Source organism: Cohnella sp. GbtcB17, from assembly GCF_019091135.1.
In the GTDB taxonomy this organism is placed as follows: domain Bacteria; phylum Bacillota; class Bacilli; order Paenibacillales; family Paenibacillaceae; genus Cohnella.
Genome location: NZ_JAGXJW010000024.1, coordinates 45,555 through 62,927, shown reverse-complemented (window position 1 = coordinate 62,927; position 17,373 = coordinate 45,555). Strand labels below are relative to the sequence as shown.

Here is a 17,373-nt window from a genome sequence, read left to right as displayed (position 1 = left end):
TATGTAAAGCTCGATCGACGAATTTGTAAAAAAGGAGTAATCGGATGAAATGGACGGCGCGATTCCGGGGGACGGCCAAAAACCAGATGTCTCTTTTCTACACCTTGTTCGGCAGCTTCATCGCGATCATTCTCCTTTTGGTATCCATTTATTCGGTTGCCTTTACCTTTTTCAGGCAGAATATCCGGGACGAGATTATTCTGAACAGCAGCCTGAATCTGAACGCGACGGCCGCCAATTACGAAAAGCATATCAAGCTGGTTCGGAGCTTCATGCTCGGCTACCTGTTCGACAACGACACGGAAATTTTGAAGCGCGGCGATCCGATGAGACGATACGATGTCGTGGTCGACGTGCAGAAGTCGCTGGCGCACGATTTGAACAATACTTCTCTCTACCTGGACAATATCGTCTATTTTTTCCGCGGCGACGGCTTTATCATCGACCGCGACGGCACGCGGGACCCGGACACGATGTTTTCGAAATTTTACTACGAGCCTTCGTATACGGCGGACTTCTGGCGGCGCGAGATCGACGGCGGCGAGAGCTTCAAGGTGTACCCGGCCGGCTCGTTCGCCTCCGTCACGCCGTTCGAGCGCAAGCCGCTCGGAACGCTGCTGCCCATTCTGGTCAAAAACGGCTACGATCACGACTTCGCCTTTATCGCTTTTTTGAACGGCGATCGCATTTATACGGCCTTTCACCAGGCGAAGCCGGACAGCACGTTTTTTATCGTTGACGGCCGCGGCCAGGCGCTCTTTTCCTCCGGCGACAGTCCTGCGCTTCCCTCGGAGGTTGCGGGCAAGACCGGGAAGGGCTACGTCAATATCGGAGGCAGCTACTATTTCTACCGGACAGGCGGAGAGACCGGATTCACGTACATCGAAAAGGTATCCGACAAAGGGCTGGCGGCACAGCTTAGCAGACTGAACCTGATGATGGTGGGGCTGCTCACGCTGTCGGTGCTGATCGGCCTTGCCGTGTCCTATTGGTTCTCCAAGCGGTTCCACAATCCGCTCGCGAACATGATCCGCTCCGTGCAGTCTCTTCGCGCGGTCGGCGTCCCCGCCGGCGAGGGGAGCCGGATCAAGGAGTTCAACCTGCTGCACGACACGTTAAGCGACCTGTCGCGCTCCAACCGCGAATACCATCAGGACCTGCTCGCCAAAAACAACCTGCTGCAGCAGTTCGCTTATATGAAGAAGCTGAAAAAAATTCACGGCGGCGGCGAACAGCTCCCGGTGACCGTCGATTCGGCTGCGCACTACCGGCTCGTGCTGTCGCAGATCGACTTCAAGGAACGCTTCGCCAAAGAGATTGCGAATGCGCCGCAACGCGCCTTCAATATGTACAAGGAGCTGATCGACGCGCATTTTTCCAGCCGGTACGACGATTCCTTGACCTTCCAGCTGGAGAAGGACCAGATCCTGTCCATCCTGTTCGTCAAGAACGACCGCGGCGCGGAACGGCAGGACGAGCATATGGCCGAGCTGGCCCGCATGCTCGGCACGGATATCCCGTACTGCAACTTCACGATCGCGATCAGCCCCGTCCGCAGCCACTCCGCCGACTTCGCGGAGACGTACCAGGACGTCCTCGACCTGGTCAAGCAGCGCAGGCTGGGCGAAGACGTGCAGGTGATCGGCGAATGGGTCCCGCAGCCTTCGCTCATGATTCCCGCGCCTTCGGAGGAGCAGGAGCTCACGGCGAACCTGCAGGCCGGCTGCGATGAAGTGACGGTGCCGCTCGTGAACCAGCTACTCGACCAGCTTGCGCGCGCGGGCGCGCTGGCCCATCAATTTCAGGACTTCGCCAGAGATGTGGTCAATCGGACGATCAAAATTTTGTACGCGCAAAACATCTCGTTCACGACCTTTGCCGACGGCGGTTCGCCCTACGATCAACTGAAGAGCTGTTACACACTGGAGCAATACAAGGCGTTCTTCGAGAAGTTTCTGACGAAGTCGGCCGAAGCCGTAAGGGCCAAAAAGTCCGAGACCGACATCATCACGAAGTTTGTCATGGAATACGTGGAGGAGCGCTTCGGCGAAGATCTGTCGCTCGACGCGATCGCGGGCAAGCTCGGCATCACCGGTCCTTATTTGTCCACATATTTCAAGGAAAAGACGGGCACGAATCTCAGCGACTACATCCTGACTGTGCGCATCAACAAAGCGAGCCAGATGCTGCGGGATACCGACCTGCTCATCCAGGAGATCGCTTCGCTCGTCGGCTACTACACCGTCGCCTCGTTCAACCGCGTGTTCAAGCGGTACACGGGCCTGACGCCGAGCGAGTTCAGGCGGAGCCATAATCGATAATTCTCAAATACGCACCGGCGATCGAATGTGAAATAAACGATTTCATGATTATGCAACGTTTTCCTGTTTTTCGTTGTCATATATAGTAGGAACTGGCCAGTTTCCAATCAAAGGAGAGAGGTGTATTAATGAAGAAGTTCATCGTTTTGCTGTCCATCTTCGGGCTGTTGGTTGGCGTGCCTTCCGCGTATGCTCAATATGGGTACGGGGATACGATTAGTACCGCAGTCGCTGTCACCCCCGGTTCCGGCTACGGAACGATATTGCAAGGCGGTGAAGCCGATATTTTCGTATTGAACAATAACACTGCGCAATCGATAACGAAAACGGCAAATCTTCTGTCTCCAGCGGACGTGAATTATAACTATTGGGTAGAAATTCACAATCCGGGCGGCTCCGTCACATACCTGAATCCATGGGATAACGGTATCGGCGGTTTAGATTCGATTCAAATAACGGTCGGGCCGGGAAGCAAAGCTTACTTTATCGTGTCCGACACGGGAACGCTGTCCAGCGCCAGCTATAGCTTCTGGGTGAATTAAGCCACACGAAATATTGAAGTAACGGAGAACGATCAATTAATTACACAGCCTGCCGGCGAGATCCGGCAGGCTGTTTTAGCTCCCTCGGGCAGCATTCCTATAAACGCAAACCTAACGTACTTCCGCACTCGCCTCGTCCAATGTTTTGTCGTACTTGGCGTACGTTTTCCATACCTCGTAGCCGAGCTTGCCGTAGAAGTCGACATAGGGCGTCGTGTCGATGACGATGCGCCGAACGCGCCGCGCGGTTAAGAAATGAATGGCGGCTTGCACGATCGAGATGCCGTACCGGTGCCCCCTGCACGCCTCGTCGATGCCGAGCGGGCCGATGCCGCCCAGCTCCTCCTCGAACAGCGGCGCCCAGTATACGTTTTGCGCCAGCAGGGGCGATGCCGCGTCGTTCATCCGGCAGAAGCCGACGATCGCGCCCTCCCGCTCGAGCAGAACGTACTCGCGCCCCGTGCCGCCCCGCTCCCAATAGTCGCGGTGCTGCAAATCCCACGTGCCGGGGAAGCAGCGCGCCATGAACGCCGTCAGCGCTTCCCTGTCCGCCGGCTCCGCGACTCTCGCCGCCGCGCCGCCGCCGAATTCGGGCATGGCGACGCGCTCGTCCGGGCCGTACGCCTTGATCAAGTCGAAGACGTCCTCCCGATGGACATAACCTCTACGCTCGAACCACCGCCGCGTGTCCGCCAGCTCGCCCGGGATGCCAGGGAACAGCCGACGGTGCAAATCGTTGCCCAACGTGACGCGCCTTGCCCCGGCGCCGCGGAAGGCGCCCTCGGCGAGACGCAGCAGCTCGCTCCCGAGCCCCTTCTCCCGATGCGCCGAACCGACCAGCAGCGCTTGAATCCACCCGGCGTCGCGCCGAAGTCCGAAGCGGCCGTCGTCCTCGGCCGCCGACTTTGCGATCGCGAGCCCGATGACCGCCCCGCTCTTCGAATCCCGTGCGACCCAGGAACCGTTGCGCAGAAGCCGTATATCCTCCAGCACATTCTGCCGCAGCAGCCTTGGCCGCATCGGGAACGAGGCGCCAAGCTCCTTGTTCCAGAGCGCCAAGGCGCCTTCCAAATGCTTCTCCTCGAACTTCTCGAATATCATGTCGTTCCTTGTCCCCCTGCCTTCTGGATCATTATCCTTACTAGATAATCTAGCGGAAGGCGAGTGGCGGGCAAATAAGCAAATCTTTCGATTGTTGTTATTCGATAAGATCCGCGCGAAAAAAAGGCTGCGGGCTACGGTCCCTGAAGCTTCTCCTAAACCTGGAAGCGATATCCCGCTCCCCATATCGTATCGATGTACTGCGAGCGGGAGGAATCGAGCTCGATTTTCTCCCGGATCTTGCGGATATGGACCGTGACGGTCGGCAGGTCGCCGAGCGAGTCCATGCCCCAGATTTGCTCGTATAGCTGCTCCTTGCTGAAGACGCGGTTCGGATTGGAGGCGAGGAACGCGAGCAGATCGAACTCCTTCGTCGTAAACGCGACTTCCTTGTCGTTCACGTAGACGCGCCGCGAGGCTTTGTCGATGAGCAGGCCGCGGATGCGGATCTCCTCGCGCTTCTGGCCGCCGCCCGACAGGCGCTCGTACCTGGCGAGGTGCGCGTTCACGCGCGCCACCAGCTCGCTCGGGCTGAACGGCTTGACGACGTAGTCGTCCGCGCCGAGACCGAGGCCCCTGATCTTGTCGATGTCCTCCTTCTTGGAGGAGACCATGAGGATCGGAATATCGAGCTCGCTGCGCAAGCGGCGGCAAATCTCGAACCCGTCGGTCCCCGGCAGCATGAGGTCGAGCAGAACGAGATCGAACTTGCCCTCGAGCGCTTGCTTCAGCCCCCGGTCGCCGCTCGTCTCGATATGCGGTTCATAGTTGTGAATGGCGAGATAATCCCGCACGAGCTCCGCCATACTGAGGTCGTCCTCGACGATCAAGATGCGTTTCATTCGGCGCGCCCCCTTCCCGTCCATTTTTTAAGCGAGATCGTGATCAAGGTGCCCGCCCCCAGCTCGCTCGCCGCCGCCAGCCGGCCGCCGTGCTCCTCGACGATCTGCTGCGCGATCGCAAGGCCCAATCCGCTGCCTCCCGTATCGACGTTGCGGGCCGTGTCCGCCCTGTAAAAACGTTCGAAGATGTGCGGCAGCGACTCCGCGGAAATCCCCTTTCCGTTGTCGCGTATCCCGATCCTGTAATACCCGTCTTCCTCGATGAATCCGATCCAGATCGCCGCGTCCGCCTTGTCGGCGTACTTCACGGCGTTCTCGACGATGTTGACGAACACGCGCTTCAGCTTCTCGCGGTCGGCCACGACGACGGCCGGCTCCGCAAGCGCGGGCGGCTCGTAGCTCAGCTTCACGCCGCTCTTTTCCGCGTCCAGTTGGAGCTCCTCGGCGCAATCCGACAGAAAGTCGTCCAGCGCCACCTCTTCAAAGTGAAACGGCAGCCGCTTCAGGTCCAGCTTCGAGTACAGAAACAGCTCGTCGATCAGCCGGTCCATCTGGACCGTCTTGCGGTGGATCGTCTTGATGTAGCTGTCCAGCATCTCGGGCGTATGCGTGACGCCGTCCATGATGCCCTCGACGTAGCCCCGGATTGCGGCGACCGGAGATTTCAAATCGTGTGAAATGTTCGAGATCAGGCTGCTGCGATTGTCCTCGTACTGCAGTTGCAGGTCGATCGAATCCTTCAGCTTGAGCCGCATCTCCTCGAACGCGGCGGCAAGCTCGCCGATCTCGTCCCGCGATTCGGGGCGGACCGGGTGGGACAGATTGCCTTCCTTGATCGCCTCGGCTGCGCGCCGGAGGGATCGAAGCGGGCGGATAATGCTGCGCGATACGAAAAACGTCAATATGCCGTTGACCACGACCAGAATGATCAGAAGCGCGAGCAAAAAAGGCTTGGAAATGCGCTCCGCGAGCCAGCCCAGAAAATCCATGTTGAGCAGCATGTAAAAGCTGCCCTTGGAGCCGTCCTCGAAGACGACGTTGTACTGACGGTCCAGCATCCAGCTGCCGCTGCCCATATCGTGGCCTTCCATCCAGCGGACTTCGGTGCCGAAGGGCGGCAGATTCGAAGCGACCTTCGTCTCCTTCAGCTCCGGCGATATATATTCGACCCGGTCGCCCAGGCGGACGATCAGCCCCATGTTGATCTTCTGCAGCCGATCGTCGTAAGCCTTCATCAGAGCGGGATCGCGCAAGGAATCGGGATCGCCCGCGATCCGCGTCCGGATGTCCGATGCGATGCTCGCCTCTTCGCCCATGATCGCCGCGAGCGGATTGCCGTCCCCGGTATCCAGCGTGAATACGGTCTTCAGATCGCCGATCGCCGATACGACGATGACCAGGAAGGAGATGCCGATCAGAATGAGCGGGATGACCAGCATCGCCAGATAAGACAGCAAGAGCCTGATGCGGATCGACATGTGCATTCTCCTACGCTTCTTTTTTATCGAAAAAGTAATAACCCGTTGTATAGAATACCATACCGCAGCCGAGCAGAAGGCTGAAGATCGCGAATATTCTTCCTGCGGGAATCGCGCCGCCCAGCCAGAGCTGATGCCAATTCATGTACGTGATCGGCGAAAAGACCATGTAGGACGGGAAGACGAGCGCCAGTCCCTTGGCGGCCGCGTACAGCAGGATGCATACCGTCAGCGCGCCGCTCGCGTTTTTGAAACCGAGCGACACCCATGCCGCGGCCGTGCACAGTACGAACAATGGCAGGGCGGCAGCTGCATAAGCGAGGATGGCTTCGCCTATTCCCCCCGACGCGTCCCGGGCGTCCGGTAGCAGGAAGGCCGCGGCCTCGGATGCGACGAAAACAAGCAGCAGCAAGACGGCGGTATGCGCGAACAGCGCGATCAGCTTCGCTGCATAAATCTTGGTCCGGCTTACCGGCCGGGACAGCACGGATCGGATCGTCTTGTCGCCGATCTCGCCGGACACCATGTCGGACGCGGTCATGAAGATGAGCAGCGGCAGCACGAACAGCGTCATCGCGTTCAGGATCGTGACGGCATACTGATCGCTTGCGATACCCGCGATGCCCAGTCCATTCTGCAGCTGCCGGACGACAGGCAGGCCTGCGAAGGGCAGGAGCAGGGCTACCAACAGCAGCCAGATCGTTTTTTTTCTCGCATACAGCTTCGCCAGCTCATTGACGGTCGATCGCTTGAGCAGCTCCATTCGTCTCTCCTCCTTTTTCCGACCGAATCTGACTCATATAGTAGCTCTCGAGCGACTGGCCCGAAGCTTGCTTGAGCGACTGCCAGCTGCCCTCCCGAATGATGCGGCCGTCCTGAATGATGCCGATCCGGTTGCAGATCGACTCCATCTCCGAGATCAGGTGGCTGGACAGGAAAAAGGTGATCCGCTCCTCGCTCGCGAGCCGGAAGATCAGCGTTCTTAAATCGACCGTCGCTTCGATATCGAGCCCATTCGTCGGTTCGTCCAGAATGAGCAGCTCGGGCCTGCCGACGAGCGCGGACGCGATCCCCAGCCGCTGCTTCATGCCGAGCGAAAAATGGCCGACCTTCTCCCGCTTGCTTGCGGACAGTCCCGTCAGCTCAAGCACCTCGTCGATCCGCGTTCTCGGCAGCTCCGGGTACAGCCTGGCGGCCAGCTCCAGATTTTTGTAGGCGCTCATGTATTCGAACGCTTCGGCTTTCTCGATCAGCACGCCGACGTGCTTCATGGCCCGCTCGTAGTCCTCGGCGACATCGGTTCCGAACAGCCGGACGCGCCCCCGGTCCGCACGAACCAGGCCGGCTGCGATCTTCATGACCGTGGACTTGCCCGCGCCGTACGGCCCGAAGAAGCCGTAGACGTCTCCCCGGGCGATGCGAAGCGAGACCTCGTTCACCCCTCTGCCGTTCCGATAGCGTTTCGTCAATCCTTCGATGTCCAGCACCGTCTCTTCCGACACGATATTCCCTCCTTGTGCGGGATCGGCAGAGCGGCCCGGGCGGCCGCTCCCTTTCCCGAATTTCATCTGTCCGTTAGTCTTGAAGCTTGTCGGCCTCGATCTTATTGATCTTCTTGCCCGTCAGATCCACCGTATCCGGCGTCGTCCCGTTGACGTCCGAGGTGTCGATATCCGCGCTGACGGCCAGCCGATGCGATACGCCCGCTTCGTCCTTGCCCGTGACGGCGAGTTCGACGACTTGGTGGACGATGTAATGATTCGCGTCGATCTCCGCGCGCAGAGACACCTGGTCGACATTCACATCCTGCGTCAACCGTGGCAGCTTCGCGTCCAGGCGGGACAGATCGATGCCGACGACGCCGGTATCCTTCAAGGCCGAGTCTTGGTGTACATTTTCCGCGTTCAGCGCTTCCTTCACGACAAGCGAGCCGATCACGTTCAACGCTGCCGGGATTTGCGAGCCCTTCAGCGTCATGTCGATCGCTTGCGTCCCGTCCGCCTCTTTGCTCAGATTCACGTTATTTTTCAGATTGCCGACGAGCGCGTCGACCAGCTTCTCCAGCCCTTGCCCAACGGCAGGATCTTCGCGATCCCAGTCATGGCTGTCGGCGCGATCCGCTTCGTGCTTCTCCGTCGCCACGTTGTACGTGTCGCTGCTGCCGGACTTGAAGATCATCGCGCCGTCCTGATGGTAAAATTCAAGCCGCTCGGAAGCCGCGCCCGTCGCGATCTCGGCACTGCCGCTGACGCCGCCGGCCATCCGGCTCTCCTTGAGCGTCCCGTTGACGTTTAGCAGCTCCGCTCCGTTATCCTTCACAGAGAGCACGTAATGCTGCGTCGCGTTTTCCGCCGCCGCCGTCGTTTTGATCGCCTTCTTGTACGCCTCGTAGCCGCCGCCGGCGCCCCCGATATCCGCAAACGCCGACGTCACCAGCAGCGCGCTCCCGATCGTCAGTCCCGCGCCCACCATTACCAATTTCTTTTTCATCTTCATTACCTCCTGATTCCGATTCGCGGCTTCGTCGTCCGCCTGAATTCATATTAGCGGGCGATTCTAAAACGCCTGAAAACGAAAATAAACCGGAAATAAGGAAAAGATTAAAAAAAGATAAACTTTCGGGCAGCGGGACGAATAAAGCGAAAAAACGCCAGGGAAAATCACCCCTGACGGTCTTGTCGTTTCGCTCGCAGCGGACAACTTGCTCCTGTAACCGAGCCTTTCTCGCTTGCAGCATGATTCGGGAGGTTCGTCTTTCCTGTAACGTTGCTTTTCTCGCTTACAGCGACGGCTTGCTCCTGTAACCGCGCCTTTCTCGCTTGCAGCACGATTCGGAGGCTCGTCTATCCTGTAACGTCGCTTTTCTCGCTTACAGCGGCATCGTGCTCCTGTAACCGCGCATTTCTCGCTTGCAGCACGATGCGGGAGGCTCGTCCCTTCTGTAACGTTGCTTTTCTCGCTTACAGCGACGGCTTGCTCCTGTAACCGCACATTTCTCGCTTCCTGCACGGTCCAACGCCCTCGTCGTTTCTGTAACGTTGCTTTTCTCGCTTACAGCGACGGCTTGCTCCTGTAACCGCGCCTTTCTCGCTTACAGCACGATTCGGGAGGCTCGTCTATTCTGTAACGTTGCTTTTCTCGCTTACAGCGACAGCCTGCCGCCGTACGCGATTGATATGTAAAATAGAAGAGAAGGCAGCCGCCTTCTCTCTTCAAACGATATCCGATTCCATTCCTTCTACCCTATTATTGCCTGATGACGAGCACATCGCGCGGCGGAGTGCCCGTGCTTTGTATGCGCGCGATCTCCTCGTTCGTCAGTCTGCGCCCCACCAGAACCAACGAAGACGTGACGTTGTTAAAATTAAAGCTTCCCAGATTCGCTACGCTCTGGCTCCCGCGGAACACGCGGAACGAGCCGCGGAAGTTCGTTTGGGAAAACAGCACAAGCGTGACTTGGGCGCTTTGTGCGACATTGCTCAGCCTGAAGCTCGACAGAATGTTGTTAAACCGGAATGCGCCCAGGTCCCGAACCGCCACGCCTCCACGCCTGAAAACGATACGGCGGCCCGTAAAGTTGGTGCCGGACCAGAGCGCGAGACGTACATTTCGATTGGCCAATTCAATCACTTCCTTGTCTTAGGATACAATCATCGTATTCCCGCGACAAAAAACGGAATCGGTCATATCGAGCAGGGAAAAAGCTTGTTTTACGTATCGAAGGTATCAAGCTCCCGCGCCAGGTTGCCCCGTCCCCTGACGCCTTGCGCGATACTCCGATGCCGGGACGCCCTCCAGCTCCCGGAAGACGCGGTTGAACTGCTTCGCGTTTTCGAAGCCGACGCTTTGGCCGATCTCGTATATTTTGGCGTCCGTCCGCGCGAGCAGCGCCTTGGCCTTCTCGATGCGCACAGACTTGACGTACGAGACGAAGCTCTGTCCCGTGTATTCCTTGAACAGCTCGCTGAAGTACGAATAATTGAGGGACACATGATTGGACACCGTGGCCATGTTCAGGTCCTCGGCATAATGCGCCTCGATATAAGCGACCGCCTTCCGCATCTCCCGGTTGTCCCCAAGCGTGGAGCGGACCGTCCGGACGTAATCGTTCAGCCGGAACAGCAAGTTTTCGGCCTCGTGAAAATATTCGTGGATGTCCGAGAAGCGATAGATGCTGCCCACACGCTTATACAGACGCAAAATTTCCAGCGACGCTTCGCCGTACGTGCGGAACACGTCGTCGAATACCGTCTCGTTCAGCAGCTTGCTGAGACGCTCCAAATAGTCGAGCGACAACTCCGAAGTCTTCTTCAGATCGAACAGGCGCACCAGAATCGCCTTCATATCCGCCTCGCGGTCCGTTCCGAGCATATTGGCGAGCCTGCGGACGTCGTCGACCGGCAGCTCCGGCGCGTCCGTCCGGTCCATGACGCTCTCGTAACGAATGATCGAGGAGCTGCAGCGCGGCTGCAGCAAGCTGTAGCCCGCGGCGCGCCTAGCCTCGGCATAGCCGGCGCGAACCTCCTCGAGCCGCTCCTTCATGCGGCTCAGCCCGATATGATAGGCGGAGGAGACGCTTTTGTCCTTCAAATGCCGCATAAGCCTGTCGAACAACGCCACCTCGTCGGTCAATACGATCAGGTAACCGTCCTGATCCTCCAGATGGAAGGTCGCGCGCCCTTCCACGCCGCGCGCGAGAAACTCCTGCGCGAGCACATTTTGCCCGCGGTCGCCGGCGAACTTAAGTGCGCCGACCCAGTAAGCCGGCTCCAGACGCTCCAGCCCCGCGGACCTGCAGCGCTCCGCGGCGTCCGCCGGATCGATGGCGGGGTGCACGAATATATAGTGCAGCTGGGCTGCCCGCAGCTCCTCGCGAACCCGGTCTGCTTCGTCGAGCCGGCTCTCCGCCTCCTCGGCGCGGCCGAGCTCCGCCTCCACCCTGTCCAGAATGCCGTACATCTCTTCCCGTACGATCGGCTTCAGCAAATATTCCCGCACGTGGAATTTGATCGCCTCCTTCGCATACTGGAAGTCGTCGTGGCCGCTCAGGATGATGACGGCGGTGTTCGGGGACAGCTCTGCCACATGCCGGATGAGCGCCAGGCCGTCCATTTCCGGCATGCGAATGTCCGTAATCAGGATATCGATCCGTCCGCCCCGGACGACGTCCAGCGCCTCCGTCCCGTCGGCGGCCAGCGACACGTCGTACCGGTCCCTGTACTGGCGCTCGATCATGGCCTTCAAACCCGCGCGTATGTTTTTCTCGTCATCGACGATGAGCAGCGTTCGCATCAGCCTGCGCCTCCCGTCAAAATAAAGTATGGAATCCGTATGACGACACGCGTATAAACGCCTTCCTCGCTTTCCGCCGCGAGGCCGTACTCCTTGCCGTAATAAAGCTGGATGCGCTGATGCACGTTGCGCAGCCCGATGCCGCCCCCTTCTCGCCCCGCGTCCGCTCCGGCTGCCACTGCGCCGGATGGTTCCGGCGCCTCGAGCGCGATCGACCGGTTGAGCTGCGCGACGCGGTCCGCCGGCATGCCGCGGCCGTCGTCGCGAACGGCCAGCAGCAGCGTCCCCTCGCGCGCCTCCGCCTCGATGCAGATCGTCAGCGTCTCCATGGACGACGCGCGCAGCCCGTGTTTAACCGCGTTTTCCACGATCGGCTGCAGCGACATCTTGAGCAGCTCCTGGTCGAGCAGGGCGGCCGGGATGTCGAGCGCGAGACGAATTCGGTTCTCGTAGCGGATATTCATAATGGCGATATAGTTGGTAATGTGCGCGATCTCGTCGCGCAAGCGGACGTATTCGCTCGTCCACTTGAGATTGTAGCGCATCAGTCCGCCCAGCGAGGTGAGCGCGTCCGAGATCGGATATTGGCCCTCCACCTCCGCCATCATCTTGATATTTTCGAGCGTATTGTACAGGAAGTGCGAGTCGATCTGGTTTTTGAGCGACCGCAGCTCGGTCTCCTTGGACGCCGCCTTCTTGTTCACTGCATCCGCGATCAGCTCGTTGATCTTGCGCAGCATCTTGCGGAAGTGATGGGCCAGCTCGCCGACCTCGCCGCCGCCTCGGACCGTCAGGTCGAATCCGAAGTCGCCCTGGCGCACCCGCTTCATCGAATCGGTCAGAATATGCAGCTTTTTCAAAATAAACGAATTGAGCGCATACGTCGCGATGCTCAAAATCGCGATCAGGATGACGTTGGCCGCGATGAGGCGATCGCGCGTCTGCCTCGCGCTCTCCAGCACGCGCTGCAGCGAGACGACGTTGATCATCCGGGCACCCAGCGGCTCGATCTCGCGGGAGACGGCCAGGAACGGCTGGCCGCCGAGCGTCAGGCGGAAGCTCGGAGGTTGCTGCCGCTCCCTCGGATTCAGCGCGACGGCGAGCTCTTCCGGCGACACGCCGGTCGCCGCCAGCAGCTTCTGCTGCGGATTGTAAAACAGATGTCCCTGCGAATCCGAAATGACCAGCTGGGACATGTCGTCCGCGCTGCTGCCGAACGTCTTGGGGAAGAAGCTGGACATCAGCATGTCGACCTCGAGTATGCCGGCGTGAACGCCCAGCGGGTACATGATCTCCTTCAGAAAAGCGACCTTCGGCTGACCGGCTGGCGCGTTCTCGAATATCATCTTGAACGGATCCGGGTCGGTCGGCGTCAAGCTCCACGCGGTCCGATCCTCCGAAGCGGTCAGACGGCCGAACCACGGCTCCTTAGCGACCCGCTCTTCGTCCGCGAATACCGGATAGATCTCGTTGATCCGCTTGTTGTCGAAATAGATGCGGATGTGCGCGATATTCGGATTGTTGGACTGAAGCCGTCCGAGCGCCGGAACGACCGTCGTGCTGAAGTCGATCAACTCGGCGGTATCCGGATCCGTCGTCCGGGAGATGTAATCGAGTACCTCCTGGTCCGCCAGGCTAAGGTCGGCCGCGCGCCTGATCGTCTCGATGTTGTTGTCGATATTAAGTCGCTCGATCTCGAGCGTGTTTTCGTTTTTCCGCTCCATCTCGTCGATCGCGCTGCCCGCGAACTGCTTGAACAGCAACAGCGAGATCAGGACGCTCGGAATGAGCAGGATGATCACGTACGCCAGAATCAGCCGCGTCTGCAGCGACCATTGCTCCTGCCGCTCGACCAGCCTTCGCACCGTTTTTTTCCAAAATGTCCGCTTCTGCATGCCGTCACTTCCGTTTGCCGTCGTAATCGGAGCATGGCCCGAAAAACTCCAAAAGGACATGCCGTCCCGAAAGGGACGACAGTCCTTGGTCAAAGCCTTACTTCATGAAATCCGCGAGCTTCTTGACGTTCTCCTCGAACTTCTTCTGGCGGAACGCCTGCATGGCGTCGTACCCCGCCTTCGCGCGATCGTCCTTGAACTGCTGCAGCACCTTGTCGAACTCCGCGTCCGACTTCGACAGCAGCAGCTTCGGCAGCGCCTTGCTCCAGAGCGTGTCAATCTTCGTCTTGGTGATGCCCTCCGGAGACGTGGCCGGCGGATCGATCAGGTCGTACTGCGAGTAGCTGACCGTCTTGCCGCGGGTCCAATCTTCCATCTGCTTCGCCGGCTCGACGCTCGGGGGCGCCCACTGCAGGTTCATGTTCGTATCCATCAGCATCCAGAACGTGTACGACGAGCCGTACTTCTTGTCGAACGACGTGCGGTCGGACTGCATGAGCTGCAGCGCCTCCGGCTTGAACTGGTCCTTGCCGTCGATCGTATCATACGAGACGCCTTTCTCGCCAAGGTACAGATCCTTCTGTCCTTCCTCGCTGATCAGGTAGCTGAGGAACTTGATGGCGCGCGCCTTGTCCTTGACGTCCTTCGAGATGAGCGTGACCGTCCAGCCGGAGATCGAAGGGCCGGCCAGCTTCGGCGGATCCTGGTTCGCGTTGGCCGGACCGTCGACCGCGATATAGACCGAGTTCGGGTCCTTGGCGTACAGCACGTTCTCCTGGGCGGCCAGGTCGGAGCGCTGATAGATCATCGCGAAGTAGCGGCCCTGCGCGATCTTCTCCTCCATTTGCGTGCGTTTGTCGATGAAAATATCTTTGGCGAGCAGGCCGTCCTGGTTCGCCTGACGGAATACCTTAAGCCACTTCACGTACTCCTCGTTGTCGACGAGCGCGTACTTGTCGTTCAGCTTGCCGTCGATATCCCGCGGGATCGCCAGGAAGTCGGCCAGGTAATCCTCGAGCGAATAGTTGCCCGTCGGCGTGAATTCGTGCAGGCCGAGCGGGATAAGCGGCTGGCCGTTCACGTCCTTGAACTTCTCCTTCGCGGCCTTGAGCGCCGCGAGGAAGCCTTCCGGCGTCCGCATGTCCGGCTTGCCCAGCGCCTCGTACATGTCCTTGCGTACGAGGAACGTCTGGTTGGAAGTAAAATTCGTGCCGTACATCTCATAATCCTTCGGCGAGGACGACGCATTCGGGTAGCCGTACACATTGCCGTCCGGCTGCGTGTACCAGCTCAGCTTGGCGGGGTCGGCGACCTTGAAGAAGTAAGGATCGTATTCCTTCGCCAGCTCGTTCAGCGGCAGGACGAGCCCGCCCTCCTGCATTTTCTTGACCGCGTCCTCGTACCAGCCAAGCGTGATGAAGTCCGGCAGCTTGCCCGAGGCAATCATCGTGTTCATCTTCTCGTTCTCGTTGCCTGCCGGTACGATAAAGTTGATGTTGACGCCCGTCTTCTTCGTGACGTACTGGGAGGTCGGATCGACGCCCCACTTGTTCGGGAACCAGGAGAAGTTCAGATACCAGTCGAACGTAATCGGTTTGGCGGCGTCGGCCTGCCAGCCCGGCGCGTCGGATGACGCAACGCCTTCGCTCTCCGCGCTGGCGGAGGCGGTCCCCGAAGCCGAAGGCGCGCTGGCGGACGGGCTGGCGCTGCTTGAAGCCGGAGCGCTTGAGCTCGACTGGCTCTCGTTGTTGCCGCCGGCGCAAGCCGACAGCGAGAACGTCAGCGCGAGCAGCAGCGTGGAGGCGATCGTTTTGTTGGATACGCGTTTGTTCATGTTCGTTCCCCTTTGCTTTTCTAATGGACAGTCTTCTATGTGGAAAGTCGTGGTTGCCCTCTTTTAACGGAAACGTCGTCCGTCCAGATCAGCCCTTGATCGACCCGATCATGAGCCCCTTCACGAAGTACCGCTGCAAAAACGGATATGCGAGCACGATCGGCAGCGTCGTGACGACCATCGTCGCCATTTTCACCGAATTGGACGTGACGGACTTCGTAATGCCGCCTGCCGCCGCCGTGACCATCTGGCTCGTATCGTTCTGCGCGACGACGCGGTACAGGAAGGTCTGGATCGGCTGCAGCTCGGTGTTTTGCGTGATATAGATGACGCCCGCGAAGTAGTCGTTCCACTGCCAGACGCCGTGGAACAGCGCGATCGTCGCGACGACCGGCAGCGAGACCGGGATGACGACCCGCAGGAACAGCACCAGGTCGTTGGCGCCGTCGATCTTGGCGGCCTCCTCGAGTCCTTGCGGCAGCTCGCGGAAAAACGAGACGAAAATGATCAGGTCGAAAAAGCTGAACATGGCCGGGATGATGTAGACGAAAAAGTTGTCCAGCAGCTGCAGGTCGCGGATGAGCAGGAAGGTCGGGATGAGCCCGCCGTTGAAGATCATGGTGACCGTTCCTAGAATCATATAGAGATTGCGTCCGATCAGCTCTCGCCGAGAGAACGCGTAGGCGACCATCGCCGTGAAAAATACGTGCAGGACGGTGCCGACGAGCGTCTTGGCGACCGTGATCCCCATCGCGGTCACGATGCCGGGGTTGTCGACGACGGCCGCGTAGTTGTCCAGGGTGAACACCCGGGGCAGCCAGTAGATGCCGCCGCTCATCGCATCCTGCCCGCTGTTCAGCGAGTTGATGAGGACGTACCAGACGGGGTAGATCGTCACGAAGCAGATGGCCAGCATGAGCAGGACGTTGACGCCGTCGAATACGGCCTCGCCTCTCGTTCTTCGTTTTAATGCAAACATCGGTTGCCCTCCCTTCGGTCAGAACAGCGTGGATTGATTCATGCGCTTCAGGACGCCGTTCGCGCCGAGCAGCAGGCCGAGCGTGATGACGGACTTGATCAGGCCGACGGCGGTCGCGTACGAATAGCGGGATTGGGAGATGCCCGTCTGGTACACGAAAATGTCGATGACGTTGCTCGTGCTGTCGTTCAGCGCGTTGCGCATGACGAAGATCTGGTCGAAGTTGGAGTTTAGGAGGCCGCTGACGGCCAGAATGAACAGAATCGAGATCGTGCCGGCGATGCCGGGCAGCGTCACGTACCGCATTTTCTGAAAGCGTCCGGCGCCGTCGATCGTCGCGGCTTCGTACATTTCCGGGGACACGCTCGCCATAGCCGCCAGATAGATGATCGCCGACCAGCCGAGCTCCTTCCATATGTCCGAGCTCACCGCAATCGTCCAGAAGTAGCCCGGACTGGCCAGATAATCGACCGGATCTTGGATGAATCCGAGCGCCAGCAGCACCTTGTTGATGACGCCCACGTCCGACAGCCAGGTCGTCAGGATGCCGCCCAGGATGACCCAGGACAGGAAGTGCGGCAAGTACGAGATCGTCTGCACGGCCTTCTTGAACCGGACCGACCGGAGCTCGTTCAGGAAGAGGGCGAACAGAATCGGCAGCGGAAAGCCAACGATCAGCTTGAGCAGGCTGATGCCGATCGTATTGCGGATGACGCCGGGCAGCTGTTCGTCCGAGAAAAATTCGCGGAAATGCGAAAGCCCGACCCACGGCGCGTCGCCGACCGACTTGATGATGTTGTACTCCTTGAATGCGATGATCAGTCCGTACATCGGGATGTAATTGAATACGAGCATCCAGGCTACGCCGAGCAAGGCCATCGCTTGGAGGTAGCGCTGGGCGAGCAGCTTCCTGGCCCATCCGGCCGCCCCGCCCCGGCGCGCGCGCGCCTGCGTCCGCTGCGCTTCCAGCGCCTCCGCCCGGGCATCCATACGATCGACCTCCTGTCTTTTTCAAATGTTGTAAGTGTTTTCATCTGTTTGTATTGTACGATCCCTCCAGCAAGGTGGGTAGGCTTGATATTTCGTATC

General features: G+C 59.2%; 14 protein-coding genes. 2 read left to right on the top strand and 12 right to left on the bottom strand.

What is annotated here, in order from left to right:
- Positions 1 to 44 precede the first annotated feature (44 nt).
- Together KVT38_RS14965 and KVT38_RS14960 are read left to right on the top strand one after the other, a co-directional pair.
- Positions 45 to 2,321: a helix-turn-helix transcriptional regulator gene (locus KVT38_RS14965; RefSeq protein ID WP_217594531.1), complete on the top strand. Its 2,277-nt coding sequence runs from the start codon at positions 45 to 47 to the stop codon at positions 2,319 to 2,321.
- 128 nt (positions 2,322 to 2,449) lie between these two features.
- On the top strand, positions 2,450 to 2,863 hold the full coding sequence (locus tag KVT38_RS14960) for a hypothetical protein (protein WP_217594530.1): 414 nt from the start codon (positions 2,450 to 2,452) through the stop codon (positions 2,861 to 2,863).
- A gap of 111 nt (positions 2,864 to 2,974) precedes the next feature.
- Here the strand turns inward: KVT38_RS14960 and KVT38_RS14955 are convergent, their stop codons facing one another.
- The 12 genes from KVT38_RS14955 to KVT38_RS14900 all read right to left on the bottom strand — a co-directional run bounded on the left by KVT38_RS14955 (position 2,975) and on the right by KVT38_RS14900 (position 17,274).
- The gene (locus KVT38_RS14955) at positions 2,975 to 3,964 is read right to left on the bottom strand and encodes a GNAT family N-acetyltransferase (RefSeq protein WP_217594529.1); all 990 of its coding nucleotides are present in this window, start codon (positions 3,962 to 3,964) and stop codon (positions 2,975 to 2,977) included.
- 155 nt (positions 3,965 to 4,119) lie between these two features.
- Entirely contained in the window at positions 4,120 to 4,806 is a 687-nt protein-coding gene (locus KVT38_RS14950; protein WP_217594528.1) for a response regulator transcription factor, read from the bottom strand.
- On the bottom strand, positions 4,803 to 6,284 hold the full coding sequence (locus tag KVT38_RS14945) for a sensor histidine kinase (protein WP_217594527.1): 1,482 nt from the start codon (positions 6,282 to 6,284) through the stop codon (positions 4,803 to 4,805). Before KVT38_RS14945 ends, KVT38_RS14950 begins: the two co-directional genes overlap by 4 nt.
- Before the next feature lie 10 nt (positions 6,285 to 6,294).
- A complete protein-coding gene (locus KVT38_RS14940) occupies positions 6,295 to 7,047 on the bottom strand; it encodes an ABC transporter permease (RefSeq protein ID WP_217594526.1) in 753 nt (250 codons plus the stop codon).
- Positions 7,016 to 7,786 (bottom strand): ABC transporter ATP-binding protein, encoded by a 771-nt coding sequence (locus KVT38_RS14935; RefSeq protein ID WP_368859100.1) that lies wholly within the window; start codon positions 7,784 to 7,786, stop codon positions 7,016 to 7,018. Before KVT38_RS14935 ends, KVT38_RS14940 begins: the two co-directional genes overlap by 32 nt.
- Positions 7,787 to 7,859: 73 nt before the next feature.
- Entirely contained in the window at positions 7,860 to 8,774 is a 915-nt protein-coding gene (locus KVT38_RS14930; protein ID WP_217594524.1) for a hypothetical protein, read from the bottom strand.
- A 756-nt stretch (positions 8,775 to 9,530) separates the two neighbouring features.
- Positions 9,531 to 9,905 carry a hypothetical protein gene (locus KVT38_RS14925; protein ID WP_217594523.1) on the bottom strand — a complete coding sequence of 125 codons (375 nt, stop codon included), beginning with the start codon at positions 9,903 to 9,905 and terminating at the stop codon, positions 9,531 to 9,533.
- Between the two features lie 105 nt (positions 9,906 to 10,010).
- The gene (locus KVT38_RS14920) at positions 10,011 to 11,576 is read right to left on the bottom strand and encodes a response regulator (protein WP_217594522.1); all 1,566 of its coding nucleotides are present in this window, start codon (positions 11,574 to 11,576) and stop codon (positions 10,011 to 10,013) included.
- Positions 11,576 to 13,471 carry a cache domain-containing sensor histidine kinase gene (locus tag KVT38_RS14915; protein WP_217594521.1) on the bottom strand — a complete coding sequence of 632 codons (1,896 nt, stop codon included), beginning with the start codon at positions 13,469 to 13,471 and terminating at the stop codon, positions 11,576 to 11,578. The genes KVT38_RS14920 and KVT38_RS14915 overlap by 1 nt, the downstream gene beginning before the upstream one ends.
- Before the next feature lie 97 nt (positions 13,472 to 13,568).
- Positions 13,569 to 15,305, bottom strand: a complete 1,737-nt coding sequence (locus KVT38_RS14910; RefSeq protein ID WP_217594520.1) for a type 2 periplasmic-binding domain-containing protein — start codon at positions 15,303 to 15,305, stop codon at positions 13,569 to 13,571.
- Positions 15,306 to 15,393: 88 nt separating this feature from the next.
- Complete coding sequence (locus KVT38_RS14905; protein WP_217594519.1) at positions 15,394 to 16,284, bottom strand: carbohydrate ABC transporter permease; 891 nt, start codon at positions 16,282 to 16,284, stop codon at positions 15,394 to 15,396.
- 18 nt (positions 16,285 to 16,302) lie between these two features.
- Complete coding sequence (locus tag KVT38_RS14900; RefSeq protein WP_217594518.1) at positions 16,303 to 17,274, bottom strand: ABC transporter permease; 972 nt, start codon at positions 17,272 to 17,274, stop codon at positions 16,303 to 16,305.
- Positions 17,275 to 17,373 lie beyond the last annotated feature (99 nt).